The organism is Streptomyces sp. GMY02 (genome assembly GCF_019056675.1).
Taxonomy (GTDB): domain Bacteria; phylum Actinomycetota; class Actinomycetes; order Streptomycetales; family Streptomycetaceae; genus Streptomyces; species Streptomyces odonnellii.
On record NZ_CP077658.1, the window covers coordinates 7850933 to 7875663 of the forward strand.

Annotated in this window: 23 protein-coding genes and 4 pseudogenes; 10 read left to right on the plus strand and 17 right to left on the minus strand. The window is 65.5% G+C overall.

All coding sequences use genetic code 11. From position 1 onward, the window contains the following. Window positions 1–101 precede the first annotated feature (101 nt). From KQY30_RS33405 to KQY30_RS33425, 6 genes and pseudogenes are all read right to left on the minus strand, one after another. Window positions 102–1983 (minus strand): annotated as a pseudogene (locus tag KQY30_RS33405) (propionyl-CoA synthetase). Window positions 1984–1998: 15 nt separating this feature from the next. Next, window positions 1999–3132: a hypothetical protein gene (locus KQY30_RS33410; RefSeq protein WP_217310258.1), complete on the minus strand. Its 1134-nt coding sequence runs from the start codon at window positions 3130–3132 to the stop codon at window positions 1999–2001. A 49-nt stretch (window positions 3133–3181) separates the two neighbouring features. Beyond that, a pseudogene (locus KQY30_RS37555) lies at window positions 3182–3337 on the minus strand (hypothetical protein); the annotation flags it as partial. Then, a complete protein-coding gene (locus tag KQY30_RS33415; RefSeq protein ID WP_217310259.1) occupies window positions 3334–3888 on the minus strand; it encodes an adenylyltransferase/cytidyltransferase family protein in 555 nt (184 codons plus the stop codon). The gene KQY30_RS33415 and the pseudogene KQY30_RS37555, both read right to left, overlap by 4 nt. Further along, a complete protein-coding gene (gene selD, locus KQY30_RS33420; protein ID WP_217310260.1) occupies window positions 3885–4958 on the minus strand; it encodes a selenide, water dikinase SelD in 1074 nt (357 codons plus the stop codon). Before selD ends, KQY30_RS33415 begins: the two co-directional genes overlap by 4 nt. Further along, window positions 4955–6199, minus strand: coding sequence for an acyl-CoA dehydrogenase family protein (locus KQY30_RS33425; RefSeq protein WP_217310261.1), 1245 nt, complete (start codon window positions 6197–6199; stop codon window positions 4955–4957). Before KQY30_RS33425 ends, selD begins: the two co-directional genes overlap by 4 nt. A gap of 274 nt (window positions 6200–6473) precedes the next feature. Between KQY30_RS33425 and KQY30_RS33430 the strand changes: the two genes are divergently transcribed. The 4 genes from KQY30_RS33430 (at window position 6474) to KQY30_RS33445 (ending at window position 9208) form a co-directional block, all read left to right on the plus strand. Continuing rightward, entirely contained in the window at window positions 6474–7124 is a 651-nt protein-coding gene (locus KQY30_RS33430) for a TetR/AcrR family transcriptional regulator (RefSeq protein WP_217310262.1), read from the plus strand. 720 nt (window positions 7125–7844) lie between these two features. Continuing rightward, a complete protein-coding gene (locus KQY30_RS33435) occupies window positions 7845–8030 on the plus strand; it encodes a hypothetical protein (RefSeq protein ID WP_217310263.1) in 186 nt (61 codons plus the stop codon). 277 nt (window positions 8031–8307) lie between these two features. Beyond that, a complete protein-coding gene (locus KQY30_RS33440; RefSeq protein ID WP_217310264.1) occupies window positions 8308–8526 on the plus strand; it encodes a hypothetical protein in 219 nt (72 codons plus the stop codon). A 31-nt stretch (window positions 8527–8557) separates the two neighbouring features. Next, window positions 8558–9208, plus strand: coding sequence for a TetR/AcrR family transcriptional regulator (locus KQY30_RS33445; protein WP_254407448.1), 651 nt, complete (start codon window positions 8558–8560; stop codon window positions 9206–9208). An 8-nt stretch (window positions 9209–9216) separates the two neighbouring features. On the opposite strand, the gene KQY30_RS33450 is transcribed toward KQY30_RS33445, so the two are convergent. Next, entirely contained in the window at window positions 9217–9585 is a 369-nt protein-coding gene (locus tag KQY30_RS33450; RefSeq protein ID WP_217310265.1) for a sensor histidine kinase KdpD, read from the minus strand. A 20-nt stretch (window positions 9586–9605) separates the two neighbouring features. Here KQY30_RS33450 and KQY30_RS33455 point away from each other — a divergent pair. Beyond that, window positions 9606–9974 (plus strand): annotated as a pseudogene (locus KQY30_RS33455) (MMPL family transporter); the annotation flags it as partial. A 33-nt stretch (window positions 9975–10007) separates the two neighbouring features. Here KQY30_RS33455 and KQY30_RS33460 read toward each other — a convergent pair. Further along, window positions 10008–10898 (minus strand): helix-turn-helix transcriptional regulator, encoded by an 891-nt coding sequence (locus KQY30_RS33460; protein WP_217310266.1) that lies wholly within the window; start codon window positions 10896–10898, stop codon window positions 10008–10010. 178 nt (window positions 10899–11076) lie between these two features. On the opposite strand from KQY30_RS33460, the gene KQY30_RS33465 reads away from it, so the two are divergent. Next, window positions 11077–11922, plus strand: a complete 846-nt coding sequence (locus tag KQY30_RS33465) for an aldo/keto reductase (RefSeq protein WP_217310267.1) — start codon at window positions 11077–11079, stop codon at window positions 11920–11922. 35 nt (window positions 11923–11957) lie between these two features. Here the strand turns inward: KQY30_RS33465 and KQY30_RS33470 are convergent, their stop codons facing one another. Next, the gene (locus tag KQY30_RS33470) at window positions 11958–12881 is read right to left on the minus strand and encodes a zinc-binding dehydrogenase (RefSeq protein WP_217310268.1); all 924 of its coding nucleotides are present in this window, start codon (window positions 12879–12881) and stop codon (window positions 11958–11960) included. Window positions 12882–13025: 144 nt separating this feature from the next. Here KQY30_RS33470 and KQY30_RS33475 point away from each other — a divergent pair, with 144 nt between their 5' ends. Both KQY30_RS33475 and KQY30_RS33480 read left to right on the plus strand, forming a co-directional pair. Continuing rightward, window positions 13026–13619, plus strand: coding sequence for a TetR/AcrR family transcriptional regulator (locus tag KQY30_RS33475; protein WP_217310269.1), 594 nt, complete (start codon window positions 13026–13028; stop codon window positions 13617–13619). 4 nt (window positions 13620–13623) lie between these two features. After that, window positions 13624–14271, plus strand: coding sequence for a response regulator transcription factor (locus KQY30_RS33480; protein ID WP_217310270.1), 648 nt, complete (start codon window positions 13624–13626; stop codon window positions 14269–14271). Here the strand turns inward: KQY30_RS33480 and KQY30_RS33485 are convergent. Next, complete coding sequence (locus tag KQY30_RS33485; protein ID WP_217310271.1) at window positions 14224–15354, minus strand: sensor histidine kinase; 1131 nt, start codon at window positions 15352–15354, stop codon at window positions 14224–14226. The two genes, KQY30_RS33480 and KQY30_RS33485, sit on opposite strands and share 48 nt — an antisense overlap. Window positions 15355–15529: 175 nt before the next feature. Here KQY30_RS33485 and KQY30_RS33490 point away from each other — a divergent pair, with 175 nt between their 5' ends. Beyond that, window positions 15530–16180, plus strand: a complete 651-nt coding sequence (locus KQY30_RS33490) for a DedA family protein (protein ID WP_217310272.1) — start codon at window positions 15530–15532, stop codon at window positions 16178–16180. A gap of 101 nt (window positions 16181–16281) precedes the next feature. Here the strand turns inward: KQY30_RS33490 and KQY30_RS33495 are convergent, their stop codons facing one another. From KQY30_RS33495 to KQY30_RS33520, 6 genes are all read right to left on the minus strand, one after another. Further along, window positions 16282–16947 (minus strand): TetR/AcrR family transcriptional regulator, encoded by a 666-nt coding sequence (locus KQY30_RS33495; protein ID WP_217310273.1) that lies wholly within the window; start codon window positions 16945–16947, stop codon window positions 16282–16284. A 256-nt stretch (window positions 16948–17203) separates the two neighbouring features. Further along, complete coding sequence (locus KQY30_RS33500) at window positions 17204–18670, minus strand: MDR family MFS transporter (protein WP_217310274.1); 1467 nt, start codon at window positions 18668–18670, stop codon at window positions 17204–17206. Window positions 18671–19325: 655 nt separating this feature from the next. Continuing rightward, window positions 19326–19667: a hypothetical protein gene (locus tag KQY30_RS33505; protein ID WP_217310275.1), complete on the minus strand. Its 342-nt coding sequence runs from the start codon at window positions 19665–19667 to the stop codon at window positions 19326–19328. Further along, window positions 19664–20866: an NAD(P)/FAD-dependent oxidoreductase gene (locus KQY30_RS33510; protein ID WP_217310276.1), complete on the minus strand. Its 1203-nt coding sequence runs from the start codon at window positions 20864–20866 to the stop codon at window positions 19664–19666. The genes KQY30_RS33505 and KQY30_RS33510 overlap by 4 nt, the downstream gene beginning before the upstream one ends. 3 nt (window positions 20867–20869) lie before the next feature. Continuing rightward, complete coding sequence (locus tag KQY30_RS33515; RefSeq protein ID WP_217310277.1) at window positions 20870–21061, minus strand: ferredoxin; 192 nt, start codon at window positions 21059–21061, stop codon at window positions 20870–20872. A gap of 54 nt (window positions 21062–21115) precedes the next feature. Beyond that, window positions 21116–22390, minus strand: a complete 1275-nt coding sequence (locus KQY30_RS33520; RefSeq protein ID WP_217310278.1) for a cytochrome P450 — start codon at window positions 22388–22390, stop codon at window positions 21116–21118. A gap of 889 nt (window positions 22391–23279) precedes the next feature. On the opposite strand from KQY30_RS33520, the gene KQY30_RS33525 reads away from it, so the two are divergent. Then, entirely contained in the window at window positions 23280–24050 is a 771-nt protein-coding gene (locus tag KQY30_RS33525; protein ID WP_217310279.1) for a transposase, read from the plus strand. 163 nt (window positions 24051–24213) lie between these two features. On the opposite strand, the pseudogene KQY30_RS33530 reads toward KQY30_RS33525, so the two are convergent. Continuing rightward, window positions 24214–24581: pseudogene (locus KQY30_RS33530) on the minus strand (PaaI family thioesterase). Between the last annotated feature and the right edge of the window lie 150 nt (window positions 24582–24731).

The following is a 24731-nucleotide window of genomic DNA, read 5'->3' on the forward strand; positions in this document are numbered from 1 at the left end:
GGCTGCGTGCAGGGCACCATTGAGCCCGACGACGCCTCGGCGCTCACCTCTCCGCGGAAGCGGTGCGCTCGCCCGCTCTGCGTACATCCCCCGCTCCCCTCTCAGGTGTTTTCGCGCAGGGTGGACCTCAAGGCGTCGATGGCTGCGGGGTCGTCGATGGTGGCAGGTGTGGGCTCGTGCTTGCCGCTGGCAATGGTGCGCATGTACTCGCGCAGGATTTTCCCGGAGCGGGTCTTGGGCAGGGAAGCGACGACGGAGACGTTTTTGAGAGATGCGACGGCACCGATCCGCTCACGCACTAGCTGGATGAGTTCGGCGCAGAGTATCTGCTGGTCCGTCGTAGCATCGGCCGTGAGGACGACGAAGCCGCGTGGCACCTGTCCCTTGGGCGGGTCCGTGACCCCGATGACGGCGCACTCGGCCACGTCCGGGTGGGAGGCGAGGATCTCTTCCATGGCGCCGGTGGACAGCCGGTGCCCCGCGACGTTGATGACGTCGTCGGTACGCCCCATGATGAATAGGTAACCGTCGGCGTCGAGGTGGCCGCCGTCGCCGGTCATGTAGAAGCCGTCGGCCGAAGCGAGGTAGGAGGATACGAACCGCGAGTCGTCGTTCCACAACGTGGTCAGCGCCCCGGGCGGCAGGGGCAGCTTGATGGCCCAGCAGGCCGTCGGTGCCGGTCTCGGTGGGTTTGCCGGACCGGTCGACAACCTGGATGTCCCATCCGGGCACCGGCTTTGTGGGCGAGCCGGGTTTGACCTTCATGGGGTCCAGACCCATCGGGTTCGCGGCGATCGGCCAGCCGGTCTCCGTCTGCCACCAGTTGTCGATTACCGGCACGCCGAGGTGTTTGTGGGCCCAGCCCAGGGTCTGCGGATCCAGCCGTTCGCCGGCGAAGAACAGGTACTTGAACCGCGACAGGTCGTACTCGCGCAGGAATGCGCCTTTCGGATCCTACTTCCGGATCGCCCGCACCGCGCTCGGTGCGGTGAGCATCGCTTTGACCTGGTGCTCGGCTATGACCCTCCAGAACTGCCCGGGGTCAGGAGTGCCAACCGGTTTGCCCTCGTACAGGATCGTGGTCGCGCCGGTCAGGAGCGGGCCGTACACGATGTAGGAGTGGCCGACCACCCAGCCCACGTCGGAGGCGCTGAAGAGGGTGTCGCCGGGGCCGATGTCATAGACATTGGCCATGGACCAGCGCAGGCCGACCGCGTGACCACCGTTGTCACGGACAACGCCCTTGGGCTTCCCCGTGGTTCCTGATGTGTACAGGATGTACAGGGGATCGGTGGCTGCCAACGATACGCACTCGACCGGGTCCGCCTGGGCGGTCGCGGTCTCCCAGTCCAGGTCGCGGTCGTGCATTGCGGCTTCGGTTTGGGGGCGTTGGAGAATGATGCACCAGTCAGGGGTGTGCTCGGCGATGTCGATGGCTTTGTCGAGCGGTGGCTTGTAGTCGATGACGCGGGTTCCCTCGATTCCGCAGGACGCTGAGACGATTACCTTGGGGCAGGCGTCGTCAATGCGGATGGCCAGTTCCTGAGGCGCGAACCCGCCGAAGACCACCGAGTGCACGGCGCCGATACGGGCGCAGGCCAGCATCGCGATCGCCGTGTGCGGCAGCATCGGCATGTAGATCACTACTCGATCGCCTTTGACAACACCGCAGTTGGTGAGGACGCCGGCGAAGCGGGCTGCTTCGTTCCGCAGTCGCGCGTAGGAGTAGGTGGCCTTGGTATTGGTGACCGGACTGTCGTAGATGAGTGCGGTCCGCTGCCCGTCTCCGGCCTCGATGTGTCGGTCAAGCGCGTTGTAACAGGTGTTCAGTTCACCGTCGGGAAACCACCGGTAGAACGGCGGATGGGACCGGTCCAGGATTCGAGTGGGTGTCTGGTACCAGTCGATCGCTGCTGCGGCCTGCTGCCAGAAGTGTTCCGGGTCGTCGAGACTTGCCCTGTAGGTGTCGTGATAGGTGCTCATTGCCGTGTCTCAGTCCTATTGAACTCGCAGGTGTTGTGGTTGGTCGGCCAGTGCGATCACAGGCCGAGGAGTGATGCGGTGGCCAAGCAGGACCGGCCGGTTGGCGTGGCCGAGCAGCAGTGGCAGCAACTCGTCGGCACGCACAGTTCCGTACCACCCGTGTCTGGCGGGTGCCTCGCCGAAGGCGGTGACCTCGTCACATCGGACCGTGGGGCCGACGACCGTCAGCGGAGTGGGCTCACCAGCGTGCAGCAGGCTGTGGGTGGAGGGCGTGGAGTGGTCTCCGGTGACGGCGACGATCGCGTGCTCGGCGATGTCTCCGAGACGGGCCAGTCCGCGGTCGATTCCCTCCAGGACGGTTCGCTTGGCGTGCGGGGCTTTGGTATGGCCGGCTTCGTCGGTGGTCTTGGTATGTACGTGAACGAAGCGTGCGCCGACGTCGATGAGTTCCTCGGCCGCGGTGAGACGGGCATCCAGGTCCTGCTTCATGTCTGCCTGGGGCCCGAGATGGATGTGCCGCATACCGAGCATGGTGGCCAGGCCCCGGTAGAGCCGGGTGCTGGTGACGGCCGCTCCGGCGACGCCGATCTGGTCGATGAAGGCGGGTACGTGCTCGTACACCCCGGCCCACTTGGTGGTCAGTACGTCCAGCGCGGGTAGACCGCGGGCGGTTCGGCGGCTGTTGATCGGGCTGCCGACCAGGTACTTCCGAGCCGCGTACAGGGCGTTCGTCAGTGTCACGGTAAACGGCTTGCCAGCGTCACTGGTGGGCCGGGGCTGCAGCCATGGGTGGAAGGCCTCGAAGAACGGGTCGGAGTCGGTGACATCCGCGATCGTGTGCGCGGGTGCGGTGAGCAGAGCCTCGCCCCGTCCACCGAGCGACTGGATGTGGATGCCGTGGTCGGCGAGTGTCGGCCCGAGTGCGGTGAGCAGCGCGTCCGCGTCGTCGTTGTCGGCACGCAGGGACCGTCCAGTGATCCACAGTCGGTCACCGTCTTGCTGGGAGGTACGCAGAGAGGCGTGGACAGTCGCGGCGTTCGGGGTGACGTTCACGTCGGCGCCGAGGGCTTCGAGGACGCCGCGGCCTGGGAAGGGCACCGTGGAGTAGCCGAACATCGCCCAGTGGGCGAGTTCGGAGGTGGGGGGCACGGCCCCAGCCGAAGGGCAGGTGCCAGCCATTGGATCCCTGGCGGGCCAGCGCGTCCAGGTGCGGGGTGTGGGCGGCCTCGGACGGTGTGCGGTCGGTCAGTTCGGGGACGGGGCGGTCCCCCAAGCCATCGAGGATGACGAGGACGATGGGCAGCCGGTCGTCGCCCGGGCGCTGATGGTCCTCGCCGTAGCCGGGCTGCTTCATGCGCCATGCTCCTTGGCCGTCGAGGTGAGAGCCGAGGTGAAAAGAGGGCGAAGGTGAGGGACGATTGCCTCGGGTACCAGCTCCTGCCAGTCGGAGTGCTCCGCCAGGCGGCCCCGGATGTCGGACGCGGACAGGCGGTGTCCGGGATCGCCCGTCAGCACGCGGACCTGATAGCCCGCCTCCGCCAACATCTGAGCCTTGTGCCATTCCCAGTCGCTGTACGCACGTACCCAGTGGACGGCGTCGAGGGGTACGTAGTCGCTCCAGTGCCCGGGACGCGTCAGGTCGAAGGGAACAATTGTCGTGCGGGCCTCCAGGCCGCGGGCGGCGCAGGCGGCCTGGAGCATGCGGACCCGCTGGTAGTACGTGAAGGGGTTGGACGACGGCAGGTGCCGGTGGGCCGAGGAGGCCTCCTCCCGGCGGGCCCCGGCGTCGGGGTTGGTGACCGCGACGATCAGGTGCTCGCCCTCGTGCAGTGCCAGCTCGAAGAGCTCCAGGTGCTGGTGGTGCACCGGCTGGAACCGGCCGGTGACGCATACGGGAGCACTCATGGATGTCCTCCCCGAACGCTCACAATTCCAGGGGCCCCAGCCACAAGATCACCGACGATCGCGGCGGCTCGGTCGCCGCGATCGCGCAGATGGGCCACCGCGGTGTCGGCGCGGTCGGGCTCGACCGCGAGCAGCAGTCCGCCGGAGGTTTGTGCGTCGGCGAGGAGTATCTGACCCGAACGCGTCAGCGGTCCTGGATTGAACCATCCCTCGTCGAGGGCGCCCGCGAGGGTGCGGCGCGTCCCGTCGGGAGCGCATCCCCGTTCGATCAGCTCAGTGACACCGGGCAGCAGCGGTATCTCGCCGGGCCGGACCCGTGCGGCAACGCCGGCGGCGAAGGCCATCTCATGCAGATGCCCGATCAACCCGTAGCCGGTGACATCTGTGCCGCCGCTGAGGCGTGCCGCGCGGGCCACCGCCGCGGCGTCGGCGTTGAGCCGGGTCATCGCCTGCACGGCGGCCCGGACGGTGGCGGGGTCGGCTTCGCCGCGTTTCACCGCGGTTCCCACAACTCCCGCTCCCAGGGGTTTGGTCAGCACCAGTACGTCACCGGCGCGGCCGCCACCCTTCCGCAGGATCGTGCCCCTGTCGACGTCGCCGACGACGGCGAGCCCGTACTTGGGGGCTGGATCTGTAATGCTGTGCCCGCCGGCCAGCAGCGCCCCGGCCTCGCCGACCGCCGCTGCACCGCCGCGCATCACTTCGGCGAGCAGTTCCCGGTCGAGATCGGCGGGCCAGGCAAGGATGTTGAGCGCTACAAGCGGACGGCCACCCATCGCGTACACGTCGGACAGAGCGTTCGCGGCGGCGATTCGCCCCCAGTCGTAGGCGTCGTCCACGACGGGGGTGAGGAAGTCGCAGGTAAACACCAGGGACCGGCTGTCCAGGTCGTAGACGGCGGCGTCGTCGGCCGGATCCGTCCCCACCCACAGGGGCCCCGAGACCGCGGCCAGCAGGCCGTCGCCGCGCATTGTGGACAGCACATCATTCAGCAGGCTCTGGGGCATTTTGCAGGCACATCCACCGCCCGGTGAGTACTGCGTGAGTGGTACGGCCTCTTGAGTGGTCATGCTGCACGCTCCCGGAGCAGGCTGCGAGCGATGGCATTGCGCTGGACCTCGGCGGTTCCCGCGGGGATGCGCAGGTTGCGGGCCACACGGAACAGCTTCTCCTCCGGCGAGCCGAGGAGAAGGCCCCTGGCGCCGCGGATCTGTACAGCGTTATCCGTCACACGACCGAACGCCTCGTCGTTGATGACCTTGACCAGGCTGATCAGGCGCGGTGCCTCGGGGTGCAGCGGGATGTCGAACGGGCCGAGCGCGTCGAGTTCCGCCTGGGCCACCAGCGAGGTCGCACGCGCCTGGTAGACATCGGCGTCCATGTCGGCCAGCAACCGCTGCACGGCCTGGAGATCCGCGATCGGCCGCCCGCCCGCCCGCCTCTCGCGGGCGTAGCCGAGGGCGCGGTCAAGCAGCCACCGGCCCCAGCCCGCGCACATGCCGCCCCGGCACAGCCGCCGCCAGTTGATCCATGACATGGCCAGTGCGAAGCCGTCGCCGGTCTCACCGACCATATTCTCGGCGGGGACACGGACATCGCTGAACTCCAGCTCGCCGGTGAGCCCGTCGGTCATCATCGTCGGCAGGTCGGCCCCGCGGCGGAACCCGGGCATGTTCGCGTCGACAAGGAACATCGACAGTGACCGGCTGCCCGTACCCGGCTCGGTGACGGCCACGACCTGCACGACATCCGCGAAGTGCGCGTTGGTGATCCATGCCTTCTCCCCGTTGATGATCCAGTCGCTGCCGTCCCGCTTGGCCGAGGTCGACATACCCAGCACGTCGGTGCCGGCGTCCCGCTCGGTGTTGGCGAACGCCGCGGTGATCTCACCGTTGATCAGGGGGCTGAGGTACTGCTCGCGCGCCTGCGGGGAGCAGTGCTCAATGGCCGGGTTGGGGCCTTCGGTCCACGCGAGGGCTGCCAGCCCCAGGCCCAGCCCGGCTCGGCGGTAGACGAACTCCTCGACATGGTGCATCTCCACTCGCGAGAAGCCTCCGCCGCCCACGTGAACACTGTTGTGCGGGGCGTACAGTCCGGCATCACCCGCCTGGCGCCGCACCTCGCGCCGAGCCTCCCACACCATCGGATGCATACGGCCCGCCTCGTCCAGGCCCGGCCGCCCCCCGGTCCCCACCTCCTGGCCGGCCAGCTCTTCCTCGACGGTGGCCACCGTGCCCTGGAGAAATGACGCGAAGCGCGCGGTGTAGTCCGCGACCCGCTCGCTGACAACCCTGTCCGTGTTCTGCGACATCGTTGAACGACACCACCAAGCAATGAATGATGTCCAAATTTTCGAACACTGTTCACGCTAACACTGGGACGGGGGGGGAATAAAAGGTATTTTTGGTGCAAATCTTGGTCGGTGAACACGGGGCGGCCGTGCTTCGGCTCAAGATGCCGTACGGAACGAGATGCGGCGCGAGCCGGGACAGACGCAACGTCCATCGCGGCATGGAAGCCTGTTCAATAAGGAACACTCTGATGCTTGCGAAAGCGTTACCGCACTTCGAGGGCGAGGTGGTCCCATGGCCGGGGACGCATCGGAGCGGCGGCGCAGCGCCGTAGCCGAAATGAAGCGGGGGATCATCCTCGAAGCCGCACTGCGCGTCTTCTCCGTAGAGGGCCTGCACGGTGCCAGCATCCGCGCCATCGCCAAGGAGGCGGGCTACGCCCCGGGCGCGATCTACAGCTACTTCCCGAGCAAGGAGCACATCTACGCCGCGGCACTCGGCGAGTCCCTGACACGCTTGCGGCAAGCCACGGAGACCGCCGCCGCCCCGGCGGGCAGCGCGGCGGATCGCCTCATCGGCGCGGGCGTCGCATTTTTCGATTTCTACGATGCCAATCCCCGCGATCTCGATCTCGGGTTCTACCTGTTCGGTGGCGGAATCGAGCCCCGCGGACTGTCCGAGGAACTCAACCGGGAACTCAACGCTTCTCTCCTGGCCACACTGGAGCCTGTGAGGCAGGCCGCGCGGGAGCTGGGAGCCGACCCCGATCGGGCAGTGGTGATCACTGCCGACGCCTTCGCACACGCCGCCGGCCTGCTCCTGCTGTCACACACACGGCGCCTGAGCTTGTTCCGCCTTCAGGCCCGAGAGCTGATGCAGCAGCACCTGCAACGACTCGTTGAAAGCGCTGCCGACCCGGGTACTGCCGCACCGTCACGCCACTGACGGCCGCCGGCTGCGCCTCGGCACCCTGTTTGCCGTGGAGATCCACTGGATCGGCGCTGTGCACGTTGCCCCATGTCCCGGTACACCAGCTACGTCACGGAGTCTTGCCAGGCCCAAAGTGTTCGCCGTCACCGCAACTTGGCCGAACGGCGACCCCGCCGAAGTCGGCCAGGTCCTTACCGTCACGTGACACGACGAGCCTTCGCTGCGACTCCGGCTGGGCGGCGACGCGTACGCCTACCGCCGCGCAGCCTGGGCCAGGAGCCTGGATGAGGACGAGAAACGTGACCCGAGTGTGTCCACGGACCACTACAATGCCGAGGGTTACGGACCAACGCTGGCTCGACGAAGAAGTCGGCCTGGAAGACCGAACCCGCTCCTGTTTGAAGCTGCCCGGTGGGCGCGACGCCGGCAAGCGGAACCTCTGGGTGCCGCTGCCGTGACGACGTCGCGGCAGTCGTCGTCGGTCAGTGCGGGAATCGCCGTCCGGAGGGTGCCGGTGAGGGAGCCCAGTGCTTCTGCGGCGGCGAGTTTGTATGCGCGGGCACGGATTCCGGTGGGACGGACCGCTCGAAGGCGGCGGTCACGTGAGGGGCCGGGCGGGTGTGGCCATCCATCGAAACGGGGGGGTACGGGCCTGTCGTTCCTTGTGATTGATGAACTCGGTGCAGGGTCTCCCTTCCCCAGGGCGCCATCGAGTGGAACCGCAGAGTGTCGGCGGTGGAACAGGCAGGTAGCCGCTGGCGGCTCGCCATCGAGGACGGCGACGAGATCGAGGCGGATCTCGTGATCGGCGCCGACGGCGTCAATTCCCAAGCCCGCGCCGCCGTCGCCGGGGAACCCCCTTCCTACGTCGGAGTCACCCTGATCGCCGGAGAGATCAAACATCCGCTACCTGGCTCGTAGGCGGCGGAGATCGTCGGCGGGGGATCAGGACTGGTCATCGGGGACAACAGGGTGTTGCTGTGCCAGCGCAACGGTGACGGTTCCATCCGCGTCTACTTCGCCCGGCGTTGCGACGGAGCCCCTGGCCGCACTAACAGTGCGCTGGTCAAGAACGCTGACTGCGTGCGTAACTCGACCGTGAGTGCGCCGGCTTCTCAGCGCGTGTGCGCGGCATCCTGGACGAGGTAAAAGCGATTTCATCCACGTCACGCCGCCCTTCACCGGACAAGGCGTGAACATGGGCCTCCTCGACGCCCTCGAACTCGTCGACGCACTGACTTCACGCACGCACATCGACGTCGACGCGGCGATCGGCGCCTACGAATTCCCCATGCTCATCCGTATGGGCGCGGCCGCGCGAACTACGGCAGCCCAGGGCCCGGGCTCGAACCGGACCCGCACAGCGCATCATGGCGCGGTGTCGATGACGCCTTACTTGATAAATTCACCGACTTGACTTTCACAGTATCATCTCTACTGTGGGTTGTGTGAAAGTTACCCCCGGACGGGCGCCCCTTGCCGGACTGCGCGAGCGTAAGAAGCAGATGACCCGACAGGCGATTCTGGACGCCGCAGAGAGGCTTTTCGACGAACAGGGCTTCGACGGAGCGACGGTTGCCCAGATCGCCGACGCTGCCAATGTGTCGGTGAAGACCCTGTTCACGTACTTCAGTTCTAAGGAAGACCTGGTCTTCGGGACCGAGGAGTCCACTCGGGACGCTTTGGTCGACGCGGTACGGAGCAGGGCTCCCGGTACTCCGGCGCTGGACGCAGTTCGGGACTTCGTGGATGCCATGGTCGACGACTTTGACCAGGTCCACGGTCTGGAGGGATTCCACCGGACGATCGGGAAGTCGGCCGCCCTGCAGGCGCGCCTGCTGGTGACCTTCGACCGGTACGAGGAGGCACTGGCCAAGGTGCTCGCGGAGGAGGCCGGTGCCGAGACACCCGACCCGCCGACGCGGCTCGCTGCAGCCCAGCTGGTGCTCCTTCTGCGGACCGTCACTTCGCAAGAGGTGCGTGTCCTGGTGGCACGCCATCCCCTGTCCGTACAGCAGCAGATCCTGCGTGACTGCGTAGGCCGATCGGCCGACATGCTGGCCGACGGTCTCGCCGACTATGCCGTTCGCCGCGCCTGATCGTCAGGTCATGACCCTGCTGCGCCCCGGTCACCGCTACTTCGTTTCTCGGAATCACCTTGAAGCGGCAAACTCACCACGGCGGTGACGCCTCGGCCGGGAGCGGTGTCCAGCTCCACGGTCCCCCCCCCATGAGAGAGGACGGCCGCCTGAACGATGGCCAGCCCGAGGCCGCTTCCGCTGCGTGTGCTGTCCTGCTCGGTCCGGAAGAACCGGTCGAACGCCCTGGCCGCGTCCTCGGAACTCAGACCAGGACCCTCGTCGGCCACGGTCAGTACGGCGTTCGAGCCCATCGGGCGGACGGCCAGAGCGACGGGGACGCCCGGCCCGGTGTGAGCGCGTACGTTGGCGAGCAGGTTCCCGATGACCTGGCGCAACTGGTACTCGTTCCCTAGGACACCGTCGGGCCGTCCGTATCGGCCTCGCGGAGACGAGCCGGGTCATCGGTGCCGCCGCTGTCATCATGGTCTGCGTCTTCGCCTCCTCCGCCATGCACGGAGAGTGGGTCAGCGAAATGTTCGGTCTCGGTCTCGCGGCCGCTGTGGCCGTCGACGCCTTCCTCCTGCGCATGGTGCTGGTTCCGGTGATCATGCACCTGATCGGCAAGGCCAACTGGTGGCTGCCGAGGAGAATCGACCGGACGCTGCCACGCCTGTCGCTCGAGGCCGCGGACGGTCCTGACAACGGAGCCGTTCTGTCGGACCCCGTTCTCGTGAACGGTAGCCTCTCTTCTTCGCATATCTCCAGTACACCAAAAATTCAGTGAGTGATGAAGGATGTCGAATGAGGGAATTTGCTGTTACTCTCTGTGCTTGGATAGGTCTGTTGGGTCGCCATGACCTGCTTGGGTGACGGCGAGGCTGCCCAGAAGACGGAGCCGGTCTTCGGTGGGTGAGCCGGGTTCGGCGGTGTAGCCGAACATCGTCCATCCGGGGCTCTCGGGGAGTTCCATCGTCTCGACGGCCAGCTCGAGGTCGCCGACGGCGGGATGGTGGAGGCGTTTGACGCCGCCGCGGTGGAAGCCCACGTTGTGCGCGGCCCAGCGGACCCTGAACTCGTCACTTCGGGTGACGAGTTCGCCGATGAGGTCAGTGAGGTCCTTGTCGCGTGGGTTGCGTCCGGCATGAAGGCGGAGGGTGGTGGCGACGTCGTCGGCTCCTTGTTGCCAGTCGGCGTAGAAGACCCGGGCGCCCGGGTTGAGGAAGACGTACAGGGCGTTGTTCCCGCCACTTCCCGGGTCCTCGAGCACCGGAGCGTAAAGAGCGCGGCCGAGCGGATTGCCGGCGACGAAGTCCAGACGCTGGTTGCGGATACAGGCCGGCGCCCTGGTGATGGAGTCGAGAAGCCGGAGCAGGCTCGGCCGGACCCCCGTGTCGCGCCGCGCTCTACGTCGTTTGGCCGGCTGGGGCCTCGCGGAGCGGGCGAGGTCGTACAGATACGAGGTTTCGGCTTCGTCGAGGCCGAGGGCGGCGGCGAGCGCGGCGAGTACTTCCTCGGAGACGCCGACGAGATTTCCGCGTTCCATCCGGGCGTAGTAATCGACGCTCACACCGGCCAGAAACGCCACTTCCTCGCGGCGCAGGCCCGGGACGCGACGGCGGGTGCCGCCACCAATGATGTTCGCCCGTGCCGGGGAGATCCGGGCGCGGCGGGTACGGAGAAAATCCCGCACCTCGGCTTGATTATCCATGCCTCCACGCTACGACCTTGACCGCCGGTGAGGGACTGACTGCCAGTACACGTACCGGCCGTCACTGCCTTAATCCCACGCAAGGGACTGAACTTGGAGTGGGATCACAGGGAAGCGGGTCTTCCCGCCTCCCGGACCGGATCGCGCCACCGTCCAGTGACAAAAGGATGTGCGTCTCATGCAGACAACCACTCTGAACAACGGCATCGAAATGCCGGTACTCGGTTTCGGTGTCTTCCAGCTCGACGCCGAGCAGACCGAGCGGGCAGTCTCCGACGCCCTCGAGGCCGGCTACCGGTCGATCGACACCGCCTCCGGCTACCGCAACGAAGAAGCCGTCGGCCGTGCCATAAGGAACAGCGGCCTCTCCCGTGGCGAATTGTTCATCACCACGAAGCTGTATGTGCAGAACGCAGGTGAGGAGAACACCAAACGTGCATTTGAAGCGTCTACGGAGCGGCTCGGTCTGAACTACCTTGACCTCTACCTCATTCATCAGCCCTTTGGCGACTACTACAGTGAATGGCGCGCCATGCAGGACCTTCACAAAGAGGGAAGGATCCGCGCGATCGGCGTCTCCAACTTCCCCGCAGACCGACTGATCGACCTCGTCGTCAACAACGAGATCACTCCGGCAGTGAACCAGGTCGAGACTCATCCGTTCCGTCAGAACTGCGACTACCACGAACTCATGTGTGCCGAGGGCGTGCAGATGGAGTCGTGGGCGCCGTTCGCGCAGGGGAAGAACAACCTCTTCGGCAATCCCACCCTCACTGCGCTCGCCGAGGCGCATGGGAGATCCGTCGCGCAGGTCGTACTCCGCTGGATGATCCAGCGCGGCGTGGTTGTCATCCCCAAAACGGTCCGCCGCGACCGCATGGCCGAGAACCTCGACGTGTTCGACTTCTCGCTCACTGACGACGACATGAAGCGGATCGCCGGCCTGGAGGTCGGTTCGTCGCAGTTCTTCGACCACGCGGATACGGACGTCGTCCGCCAGCTGAGCGCTCTGCGCTTCGACTGACCGCCCGCCGGCCACCTGTCCGACCGAAGCGCGGATCAGCCGGTGACGCTGAGGACCGCCTTCCCGGCCATGCGGCCGGCACCCAGGCGTTGCAGAACGGAGGGGGTCTCCTCCCAACTGCCACGATGCCCGATCTCGGCTCGCAGATGGCCGCTCGCGGCGAGGACCACGAGCGCCTCCAGGTCCTCGCGGTCGCCGCCCGTCATTCCTTGCGAGTAGACGAAATGGTGGAGCGTCAGCGACTGGCCGCCGGAGAACAGCCCGAAGAAGTCCAGGGTGATGGGTTCTCCGCCAGCCTGGCCGAACCAGAGAAAGGTCCCCCCGGTACGGAGCTTCGACGCGATGGCGGAGCCGAGTTCGCCTCCTACCGATTCCAGGGCCGCGTCGAAGGACGCGTCAGTGAGGTCGGAGGCGCGGTGGGCGACTTTGGCGCCCAGCTGAGGCAGGTGCTCCCACGGTTCGTCCTGCGCCGCGACCGCTGTGATCTCGGCTCCCCCGGCCGACTGGACGAGGAACTGTCCGACTCCTCCCCCGACCCCGGTGGCAACCAGTCGGCGGCCCGCCAGGTCTCCCAGCCGGTCGAGAAGACGTCGCGCCACCAGCCCTCCCAAGGGGAGGGCCGCCGCTGTCGCGGAGTCGAGGCTGTCCGGGACGCTGGCGATCTGACCGGTGGAGACAGCGATGCGCTCGGCGGCGGCGCCACCCTCGGGGGAGTGGAGGAGCACACGCGAGCCGGCCGCGGGGCCGCTGCCGTCGGCGGCAGGGTGCAGGATCCTGCCAACCGCGTCGATCCCGGGCCGGAACGTGGAGCCGGGTATCGCGAGATACAGATAGTCGGGGCGATTGAGCGAGAAGGCTTCGACCGAGACGAGCGCCTGGTCAGAAGTGGGTTCCGGCTCGGGTACCTCGGCCAGGCAGGCGAGGGTTTCCGGCGCAGGGGAAGCGACGAACGCACGCACGTGAATCTCCAATAGAGCTGGCGCTTCCCGCGCACGGCGACAGGAGGCGGTATATTCGGTAGTGCCACTATCGTTTCGGAACACTATCACCTAAGTGGTGGTGGCACACCCATTTTGTTTCGGTGGTGAGGAACGGACGCGACAGTGAGCGCAGCACTGAGGACCCAGGCCCACGAACCAACACCGCCGGAACGGCGCCGTGGGCCGCGCAAGGACCAGATCCGCAATCGCGCCCGCCTCCTGGAGACCGCGCGCCTGGCCTTCACCAGCAAGGGCCCCGACATCAGCGTCGAAACGATCGCCCGCGACGCAGGCGTCGGGGCAACCACGTTCTACCGGCACTTCCCGACCAAGGACGACCTCATCGACGCACTGATGGACCAACTCGCCGAGGGATCAGGGGAGGTAGGCCGCCGCGCAGAATCGATCGAGGACCCCTGGGAGGCCTTCACGATGGTCTTCCTCCACGGTTGCGTGCTTGATGACAGCGACCTGCTCCTGTTCGAGAGCCTGTGCCGCACTACCCCGCACGCCGCGCAGCGCGGACACCGCATAGGGACACAGCTCGTGGAACCCGTACTGGGCAGGGCAAGAGCGGCGGGGCTGCTGAGCACCGACGTCAGTGCCGACGACATCGCGACCTTCATGCGTATGACGGAGACAGGGACGAGACAACAGCGCGACACCGCGAAACGCCTGATGCTCGCCGGCCTCCACCAGCAACCGGCCGAGGCCTGAGCACATGATCAAGGTGCTTCTTGTCGACGACCACGAACTGGTCCGGACGGGCTTTCGAGTGGTACTCGGCGCAGCACCGGACATCGAAGTGGTGGGCGAGGCGCGCACGGGCACCGAAGCGCTGGCCGCAGTACGGCGGGAACGACCTGACATTGTTCTGATGGACATCCGGATGCCCGACATGGACGGCATCGAAGCGACGCAGCGCATCTGCGCCGAGTCCGATGATGCACGGGTGATCATGCTCACCACGTTCGAGCTGTCGGACCACGTGGTGGGAGCGATTCGCGCGGGAGCGAGCGGCTTCCTCGGCAAGGGATGCGACCCCGCACGACTCGTAGAGGCGATCCGCAGCGTGGCCGCAGGAGAGTCGCTGCTGTCGAGCAAGGCGACCCTGCATGTGCTGGAACGGGTCCGCAGCATGGCCGAGGGGCCGCGTGTGGGCACCTATTCCCTCACAGCACGGGAAGCAGAGGTCGTCGACTTGGTGGCACAAGGACTGTCAAACCACGAGATCGCCGCACGGCTGGACCTCTCACCGCTCACGGTCAAGACCCATGTGAGCCGGATCATGGTCAAACTCGGGGCGCGCGACCGCGCACAGTTAGTCGCCTGGTACTACCAGGGACACACCGGCGTCCGCCGGCCGTGACGTGTAGGGGAGAGCCGCGCTCAGCAGGAACCGGCCGTGGAACTGGCGGACCGTGAGGGTGCCGCCGACCTCCGTCGCCCGCTCCCGCATTCCGGCGATTCCCCTCCCACCCCTGGAAACCCGCGCCGCCCCAGCCCTGTTGCGCACCTCGATGCCGAACGACTCCTCATCGCGGTAGGTCAGAAAAAGGCTCGCAGTCCGCCCGGAACCGTACTTCACCGCGTTGGTCAGCGCTTCCTGGATAATCCGGTAGGCCGCCTCACTCATCCGCGGATCCAGCGGCCGAGGATGCCCCTCGGTGAACGTCTCCACCGTGAAACCCACCGCCGACAGACTCGCCGTCAGCTCCGGCAGCGAGCCGATCCCGGCCGCGCGATCCCCAAGGCCCGGACCGCGCAGGACGTCGAGCAGACTGCTCAACTCGTCGAGAACCGTCGCACCCGCGGCACGCACATGGTCGAGCGCCACTCTGGCGCTCACCGGGTCACTCGTAATGAGCTCAGCCGCCACAGAACTTTGAATATTCATGATCGCGATGCGATGCCCGACTGTGTCGTGGACATCGCGGGCGATCTGCAGACGCTCCTCCGCCACCCGCCTCCTGGCCTCGTTCTCCTGGGCCAACTCCGCCCGCCGGGCCCGCTCCTCGACGGCCCACAGGTAAGCGCGCCGATTGCGCGTGCGGTCGCCCGCGGTGACCGTGACTACGAGCCACAACAGCGTGGACAGCAGATCACTACTGTTCCAGGGCGCGGCCATCACACCGATGACCGCACCGGCACCCACCACCGTCAGCCACGCCTCACGGCGCGGCCCTTTCTTCGCTGCGGAGTACAGGGCGAACCCGAGACTCACCTGGTACGGCGTGATCCCGGTGTGCAGGGTGTAGCCGGACACCAGGGCAAGCGTCATCACAGCCACCGCCGCGTACGGCCACCGGTGACACAAAGCGATGGCCGCCACGCCGCTCACGGCGAGCACGCACTCCAGCGGCCCGAACCGGACGCCGTGTTCCCACTCAGGGGTAAACCACAGCAGGAGCACGAAGAGTGCCCCTGCCGCAATGTCCGTGCCCCTTTTCATCCCGGTAGATCTCCTCATTTCGTAGGACGATACCTAAAAGGAATGGTCGCGAGGTCGGACCAAAGGGTGAACGCGGCCTACTCCCGCGGGAGTACACGCCCCCGCAGAAGAAACAGCGCTGTCCGATCCCGCAGGCGGATTCGTCGGCACCCCGGTCCGCAATAGCTTTAGAATCATGATCAGCACATTGGCCCAGGCCGAACCGATCGGCGGCATCGCCGGATTCGCACTGGATCTCATGGACAAGATCGGCGCACCCGGAGCCGCACTGTTCGTCGCACTGGATAGTTTCATCGTCGGGTTCCCCGGCGAAGTCATGCTTCCGATGGCCGGCTTCAGCGCCAGCCGCGGATCCTTCTCCCTCGTCAGTGCAATACTCTGGACAACGCTGGGCTCCGTAGTGGGAGGACTACTCTCGTATCTCGTCGGCATGTATCTCGGCCGCGATCGACTCAGAGCGCTCATGCACAAACTGCCACTTATGAAAGCCGCCGACTTCGACAAGACCGAAGCATGGTTCAGCAAGCACGGCAGAAAAGCAGTTTTCTTCGGGCGGATGCTGCCGCTCTTCCGGACCATCATCTCCCTGCCGGCAGGCGTTGAACGCATGCCTATCCCTCTGTACGTCGCGCTCACAGCAGCCGGAAGTCTGATATGGAACAGCACTTTCGTGGGAGCGGGCTATGCGCTTGGCGCCAACTGGCAACGGGTCGAGCCATACATGGACACCATCCAGTACAGCGTTCTCGCAGTTCTACTCATCGTGATCGTCGGCTTCGTGGCGAAGCGGCTGCGCCGACGCGCCGACGAGAAGGTCAGCAACTGACTGCCCACCCGCCGGCCGCCCGGTAAATAATGGGCGCGGCAAGATTCGCGAGTTGGACGTAGCGCATCGTCGATGACATCAGCGGAGTTATGGACGATGCGCTATATTCCCGGTGACTGCGAAGTCCTGTCGAGGAATCGGGTAAGCCCGTTGTCGACCTGCTCGACTGCTTGCCGGATCCAGCCCCGCAGGGCGTCGGTCTCCTCACCGGGGAACCCGGAAACGTACTCACGGACCTCATCCGAAGTACATGATCTTATGATGCCGATGAGTTGAGTCGCCGCCAGGCGTATCGCGGGATCAGGCGCCGGAAGACTCGCCTCCCGGGCAAGGACCGTTGCAATGGCATCTTCGTAGTCGGCCCACATTCGCAACAACCTTGAACGCAGTGCTTCCGACTCCCCGAAGCCTCGGTGGAAGGCATCGAGGCCGCCTGAATCGGGGTTAAGAGTGCGGAGAGCTTGGTTCAGGACCTCGCCGACGGCCTGGGCATGGCTCGTACCGGAGGGGCGCCGGCTCAACGTGTCGACCACCGCGTCGATCAACCACGTGTCGGCGAAGGCGAGGTCTTCCTTGGATCGGAAGTAGACAAACAGTGTTTTCACGGAGATGTTCGCCGCGTCGGCGATCTCAGCGCCGGTTACCTGGTCATACCCGCGCTCCTCGAAGAGCCGTTCGGCATGGTCAAGAATGGCTGCGCGTGTAGCAGCCTTCTTACGATCCCTGAGTGACGGACATGGTGATGGGATGTCATGATCGGTAGCCATGTTCACACTTCACAGACACATCAGATAGAGGTGGGAGGGGTTTCGGTCCGTGCAGTAGGAGTCCGTGATCGGAGTGAACTACAAGGGCAGGGAGGGGAGAAGGCGGTGGCTGGATGAGTGATGTTTCATTTCCCTCCAGTCGGCTGATGTCCTGACCCGCTCGAACAGCACGTATTCGACTGCCGACGGGCCGGGCCACTGTTCCAGTGTCATCTTTCTTCTGACCGCTGTTTCCCTTGGGGTTGGAGGACGGTGATCAGTATTCAGGGGCTTCGGCTTTGCCTTCCACGATCTCGGCCATCTCCTCCGACAAGGGCTTCTCCTCCATCACCACGGCCAGGATCAGGGACAGAACCATGAAGGGAACGGTGAGCAGGAAGACTGTGTCAAAAGCATGAACCGACGTGTGGAGGCCGGGTGTTCCGGAGCCGAGACGCGCCGTCAAAACCGTTCCGAACAGAGCTGCTCCGAACGCTCCACCGATGCTCTTGAAGAAATTGAGAGCGCCAGTGGCCACGCCTAGATCCTTGTAGTGCGCCGCGTTCTGGCCCGCAAGGAGAGCGACCTGCACGAACAGTCCCAACCCCGCGCCGGCACCGACGAGTGGGGTTATGAGGGCGAGGGTGCTGGTGTGCTGGTCAGACAGGGAGATTACCCACATCGACACACCTGTGAGGACGGCCCCGATCACCGGGTAGACCTTGTAGTGGCCGGTTTTGGTGATCAAGGGGCCCACAACAGCAGTGGCGGCAACCAGGCCGACCAGCAGTGGGATGACGTAAAGTCCCGCAGCGAAAGCAGATTTCCCTTGGACTATTTGCAGGAACAGGGGAACGTAGAGCATGGCTACGAAAAGCACCATCGTCGAGATCAGGAACTGGGCCGCGGAGATATTGAAGACACTGCTGCGGAATAGCCTTAGCGGTGTGATGGGGGCAGCCACTCTTCGCTCGACGAGCAGATACGTGACCAGAGATACGACGCTGACTACGCCCAGGGTGATGATCCAGGGGGAAGTCCAGGCGTAACGGTTCCCGCCCCAGGTGGCGAAGAGCAGCACCGAGGTGGTGAACGCAGCGGCGAGGAGACCGCCGGAAATGTCAACGCGTGCCTCACTGGCGCGGCGAGGCAGACGAAGGCGCGCCGCGACGATGATCAGGGCGACAACGCCGATCGGTATGTTGATGTAGAAGATCCATCGCCAGGACAGGGTGTCTGCGAAGAGCCCGCCCAGGAACGGGCCGGCGATCAGGGCCAGTGTCGACACGATTCCCAGATAACTCTGATACTTCGAGCGCTGACGCGGCGGAACGACGTCGCCGATGATCGCCAGGATGAGAGAATTCAGACCACCGCCACCAATTCCCTGAAGTGCACGGAAGATGATCAGCATGGTCATGCTCTGTGCGGCTCCGCACAGTACCGAGCCGGCCAGGAAGATCACGATCGATATTTGAAAGATCTTCTTGCGGCCGTACATGTCGCCCAGCTTGCCGAATATGAGTGTCGTGATGGCGCTCGTCAGGAGATACGCCGTGGCAACCCACGCTCCCGTGGTCGACTGGAGATCCCGGCCGATGGTTGGCAGGGCTGTGGCCACGATCGTCTGATCCAGGTTCGAGATGAACAGCACGAGCATCAACGGCACCATGAGGAACAGCACGCTGCGGTGCGCAGATTGTGTGTCGGTGTCGGCTGAGACCGGCGGGGGGCTGGAGAGCATGGGCCCTCACCTCCAGGAGTTAGGTAAGTACATGTAGAAGGTAATGCACTAACCTTTTTGTTTCAAGTTGTGGCTCCGTCGCTGCCGAGGGTCGGCCGTGCGGCCTATCCGTGGCGCTCGAGAAAGCTGCGCGGTGTCGAGGAGAAAGCTGCGCGGTGTGGTGTCGAGGGGCGTTCCGGCCCAGCAGCGGTACGGCTCCGGTGACTGTCCGTGCACCGCGACGATGGCCCCGGTCCGGCGGCGAGGAATGCCTGGCCTGGGCGGGCCTGCGCGCATCAGTGCGCTGGCATGCCTGCGGGGAGCCGGCCTGGAAGCGGATGCGCTCGTCGAGTCAGCGGATCGGCTCGCCTGCTGCTCCCTCATGCATCGACAGCGGGAGGTCCACCCGCCGTCGATGCCCGCTGCCGGCTCGCGGCCTCCGTCCCCGCCCTTGCCGCCGGAGTGATGCGACGGAAGCGCCCGGCGTGAGAGGGCGGCAAGGGCCTACCTGGATGCGTGGCCGATCCAGTCCCGTACGAAAGGGCAGGTGAGAGGGGCTGTCGGAGCTAGCTTCGACAGCCCCTCTCTGGATTGATGTTTGCCGCAGGGCGGGTTCTCGGCCCGGTCCCTCTGGATCAGCGGCGCCGTAGATGCGCGTGGTGCATCAACTGCGCTGTCAGAACGGTCGATAGTAGGTGGCGGCAGCTCCCAGTGCGCTGCGGACCTGGTCGTTGACCGTCCCGTAAATGTCGATGTCGATGAGTTCGTACATGCTGCCGAGGAGTGCGCGGTCGCCGCCGTCGTCAGCTCCTATATTCGCCAGGAGCGCTGCGGAGCTGACGTGGCTCTCCAGGAAGACAGCCTGTTGCGTCTGATCGTCGTAGTAGTACGCCACACTCGCCGGACCGTTTTCGATCGGGGGCTGCTCGGAGACGCGCGTGATGAGTTTCTTGAACTCCTCGATGTGATCCGAAAGCACCTGTACACGAACTTTGAGGAATATGTCGGTTTTGCTCATTTCGGCTCCAGGTTCTCGATGGCATCAGCCCAGGTGTGCGGTCTGCTGACCAGATGCTGGTAACCGCGGGCCTGCTTCACGCTGTTACAGCTGAGGACGGCGGTGACATCGCTGTCCGTTCCGTACAGGGCGACGAACCGACCGCTGTCGAGGCCTCCTTGGGCGACAACGCAAGAGAAGTCCGGCCCGCAGGTGCCGCGTACCTGGATGGTTGTGTCGTAGTGATCGGTCCAGAAGTAGGGGGTGGGGTCGTAAGGCCGTCCTTGTCCCAGGAGGTTGCGGGCCACCACCATTCCCTGCTCGTTGGCGTTCATCCGGTGCTCGATGCGCACCAGCTCTCCGGCGGTGGGGTTGTACCAGCGCGCGACGTCTCCGGCGGCGTATATCCCCGGTGCGGCGGCGCAGGTCATGTCGCACACCAGCCCGTTGTCCAGGGTCAGGCCCGCACCGGTCAGCCACGCTGTGTTGGGCACGGATCCGATGGCCACCAGGACGAGTTGGGCATCGACGCTACTGCCGTCGGTTAGCTGTACGCCGGTGACCCTACCGTTCTCATGGAGCAGTCCCGCAGCGCCGACCCCCATACGCAGGCTGACACCGTGGTTCCGGTGCAAATCGGCTATGTGCTCGCCGACGACGAGCCCAAGCTGCCTGTACAGAGGTGTGGGAGAGGGGTCGATCAGCGTCACTCGGTCTGTTCTGCCGCGCGCGGTCGCGGCGAACTCCGAGCCCAGCGGTCCGGCGCCTATGACAACCACATCCGGGGCGGCCGCGAGTTCCTCGCGCAGTGTGATGGCGTCGTCGAGTGATTTGAGTGTGTGAACCCCGCTGATCGCGCCGGGGAGCGTTCTAGGGGTCACGCCGGTGGCGATGACCAGTTGGTCGTAGCCCAGGGGCTTCCCTGTCGAGAGAGTGATGACGCGGTTGGTGGCGTCGAGCGCTTCGGCACGTGTTCCGAGCAGCCATTGGGCGTCGAGTGCTGAGATGGCATCGGCATTGCGTAGCTGGACACGGTCGGTGTCCCAGTCTCCGGCCATGAACTGCTTGCTCAGCGGCGGTCGGTCGTACGGTGCCCGGTTTTCCTCACCCACCATGGTGACGCGGCCGTCGAAACCCTCGCGGCGCAGGCCTTCCAAAGTGCTCAGGCCGGCGGCGGATGCCCCGACAATGACGATGTGTTCCTGCTGGGATATCGCCATGGCCTAGTCCTCAAGAACGATGGCCGCTGCCGGACAGAGGATGGCCGCCTCGTGGGCGGCGGGGGCTTCCGCTTCGCCCGGGGACTCGTTGAGCAGAAGGACGATCCCGTCGTCGTCCTGGTCGAACAGATTCGGAGCGGCCAGGACGCACTGGCCGGCCCCGCAGCACTTGTCGCGATCAATGTTGATCTTCATGGGAGCTTTCCACTTCTGGGGTGCGAGCACGGTTGGAGGGGGAGTGCTCATCACTCACCAGGTGACGGGCATGCTGTGGACGCCGAAGATCTGGGAGTCGTTCTTGAAACGGATCTCATCGAGCGGCACCGCCAGGCGCAGGCCGGGGATGCGCTCGAAGAGGGTGCGGTAGGCGATCTCCAGCTCGACCCGGGCAAGGTTCTGGCCGAGGCACTGGTGGGGGCCGTAGCCGAAACCGACATGGTGACGGGTGTCTTCGCGGCGGATGTCGAGTTCATCGGGGTGATCGAAGGCCTCGGGGTCGCGGTTGGCTACCGAGATGATCGGCAGCAGCCCGTCGCCGTTCTTGATCTGTGTGCCCTGGAAGTCGAAGTCAGCCGTTGCTGTTCGGGAGATGTCGACGTCGCCGAGCGATTGGAACCGCACCATCTCGTCGGGGGAGTTCACCGCGGCGGCAGGGTCTTCCCGGAGTGCCTGGAGCTGCTCCGGGTACTGCAGGAAGGCCAGCACGCCGAGCGAGATGGTGTTGGCCGTGGTTTCGTGCCCCGCGAGGAGCAGCAGTACGGCCGTGCTGACGAGCATTTCATGGGAGAGCTCACCGGTTCTGAAGTACTTGGTGACAAGGCGACCCAGAATGTCATCGGTCGGCTCGGTCTCTTTCGCGGTCACGGTCACGTCGAGGAAGCTGTACAGCTCCATGTACGCGGTGAGCTTTTCCGCACTCGTAGCGGCCCTGGACACCACGGTCTCAGTGCGCGTCTGGAAGAAGTGGTGGCTGTCGTTGGAAATGCCGAGCAGCTGGCAGATGACGGCAGAGGGAATGGCCAACGAGTAGGCACTGACGAGATCGGCGGTGGGGCCCTTGGCGAGCATGTCGTCGATCAGACCGTCAACGAGTTGCTGGATGCCCGGCCGGAGCTCTTTGACGCGTTTCACGGTCAGTTCGGGTATCAGCATCCGCCGGTACACGGTGTGCAGGGGCGGATCCATCTCGATCAGCTGCGGCAAGGGCTCACCGCCGCCCTCTTCGTCCGGCTCCTCTTCCGCAGCTGCTGCATTTTCGGCGTCATCGGGAGCTTCCTCTGCCTCTACATCGGGGAAGGGCTCTGGGAAGTTGGGGTGCTGAGGGTTGGAACTGATGTCCGGACGAGTCAGGAGTTCGCGCACCGCGGCGAGAGTGGTGACCGCCCAGGCATGCTTGTCTCCCGGAAGTGCCACCTGGGTGACGGGCCCGGCTTCCCGCAGAAGCGCGTATTCCCGAGGGGGAGAGAAGGGGCATGTCCGGGCGGCGGGAACCTGTGGCAGGCCGTTGTCCGGTTCGGTGATCAAGTTCTTTGTCCTTTCGGTTCCACGAGAAACGACCCTCCTGCGTCTGATGAGCCCGCCAGGGGGCGAGGCGCTGGGTGCGTGGCACGACGGAGGTGATCCGGTAGACCGATACGCGGAGGCTCAGGGCGGAGGCGCTGACCGGCCTGGCGGGCGGCCCCCCGTCCGGCACGAAGAACTGCCGCTCTGCCGCGTGGGCACCCCATTCCTCGGAGCCGCGCGGCCGAAGCGAGGTTCGCCCTCAATCTGCACGCAACCCCAAAGCGTCACGCATGCACTTAGGTTACTCACTCACCTTAGTTATACAGTGAAGCTATTGGGAGTTGCAAGCAAGGAAGTGGGGTGCGGGCGCCATCCTCTGTGCGGGACCACCTACGCCGACTCTCCTGATTTCGGTGCGGCCCCTGGCGGCGGGCCCTGCGGGCGTTCCGCGCGGGGCGCCCAAGAAGGTGGATCATCCGCAGTAGGTCCGGCCAGCGCGTGACTCCCTTGCTCGGATCCTGCTTCTGCAGCACCGGTGCGCCTTTTCCGAGCTGAGGATCCGAACGGCGGGGCTCCGGCGGCGAGGACGCGAGGTCCGCAGCCGGCTTCTGTCTCGCCGACTGCGCAGAGCCGGTCGCGGTCGCGGTGCGACAGGTGGGCTGAACGCAGAGGGCCGCGTGGCGTCTTGGTGGAGTTGCAAAGTGCCAACTCCAAGATGATCGGCCGGGCTACGCCGCACGGGATGCCAACCGTCTTCCCCGCAGGTGATTTGCCTGATAAGGGGCTGGTCGATGTGCGCCAACTCTCCCTCCTCAACGCCTCCTCATTCAGGATGGCGCCGGGGATGTGGCAGATGTTGAGCCTAAGCGTTGTCCCGTAAGTGATCGTCCGCAGGTGAGATGATCTTGGTGTGGCTGGTCTGATCACGGCGTCGGAGCCCTCGTGGATAGCCCCGTTCAGCGGGTTGAGCCCGCGGCAGTTCGGCAAGCTCGTCACCGCCCTGCGGCGCGAGGGTGCCGACCCGGTCGGCAAGGGCCGTCCGTGGTCGCTGCCTTTGGAGAACCGAGTCCTGCTGGTGGCGGCCTACTGGCGGACGAACCTGACCCTGAGGCAGCTCGCCCCGCTGTTCGGCGTCTCGAAGTCGGCCGCCGCCCGCATCATCGACCACCTCGGGCCTTCACTCGCGCTGGAGCCCCGCAAGCGGTTCCGCAAGGACACCGTGCTGATCGTGGACGGCACCCTGGTGCCCACCCGCGACCACAGCGTCGCCGCGCAGTCGAAGAACTACCGCTATTCCACCAGCCACCAGGTCGTCATCGACGCCGGCACCCGGCTTGTCGTGGCCGTCGGCCGGCCCCTGCCCGGCAACCGCAACGACTGCACAGCCTGGGAGGAATCCGGCGCCAGGGCCGCGGTCGGCCGCACCACGGTAATCGCCGACGGCGGCTACCAGGGAACCGGCCTGATCATCCCGCACCGCCGAAAACCCGGCCAGAGCGAACTCCCGGCCTGGAAAGACGAACACAACACCTCCCACCGCAAAGTCCGAGCCCGCGTCGAGCACGCCTTCGCCCGCATGAAGACCTGGAAGATCCTCCGCGACTGCCGCCTCAAAGGCGACGGCGTGCACCACGCCATCCACGGCATAGCCCGCCTCCACAACCTCGCCCTTACCGGATGACATAGAAGCAGTCAGGTCAGCCAGCATGCCGTAGATCATTTACGGGACAACGCTTAGGATCAGAGCGCGGCCAGGGGTATCTCCAGCCCCTCCGTACCAGTGCGGCTGTCGCCGACGCGACTCCGGCGACAGCCCGTACCGAGTGGGCTTCTGCCCGTATAGCTCAGTTTCCGGATTGTTCTTCCACGTAGATCGGCGTCTGCTGGCCGGCCGCCACGAGCAGACGCTGGCCGTTTTGATACTTCCAGGCCGGCATACCGTCAGTATCCGCCCGGACCGGAGAACAGTTCCTACGGCCTCGATACAGTTACCCTCGCTGGCGCGAGAAGATTCATCTTGTACTCCACCGTGAGCATCGAGGCGCCCATGGGAAACAGTGTGAAGGCGGCATAGCCGCCCGCGCTGTCGGTGATGGTACTGGTGGCACGCGTGGAAAAAGCCGTGATGCGGTGTTACTTTCGGCCGGGCCGGAAGCACGATGTGCACGCGCTCCGATGCGAGGTGCGCGATGCGTGAACCGAGGCGCCCCATCAGCCCTTGTCGATCGGAACTGGCCCGGACGTGCCCCCGTACCTGTGGGCTTAACCCTTGCTGCCGTGTTTCGGAACTGGCCAAGAGGTGTGCCTTTGCCTCTGGGCTTACCTCTTCCCGCAACGTCTGGTCTTCCACGTGCCCTCCTCC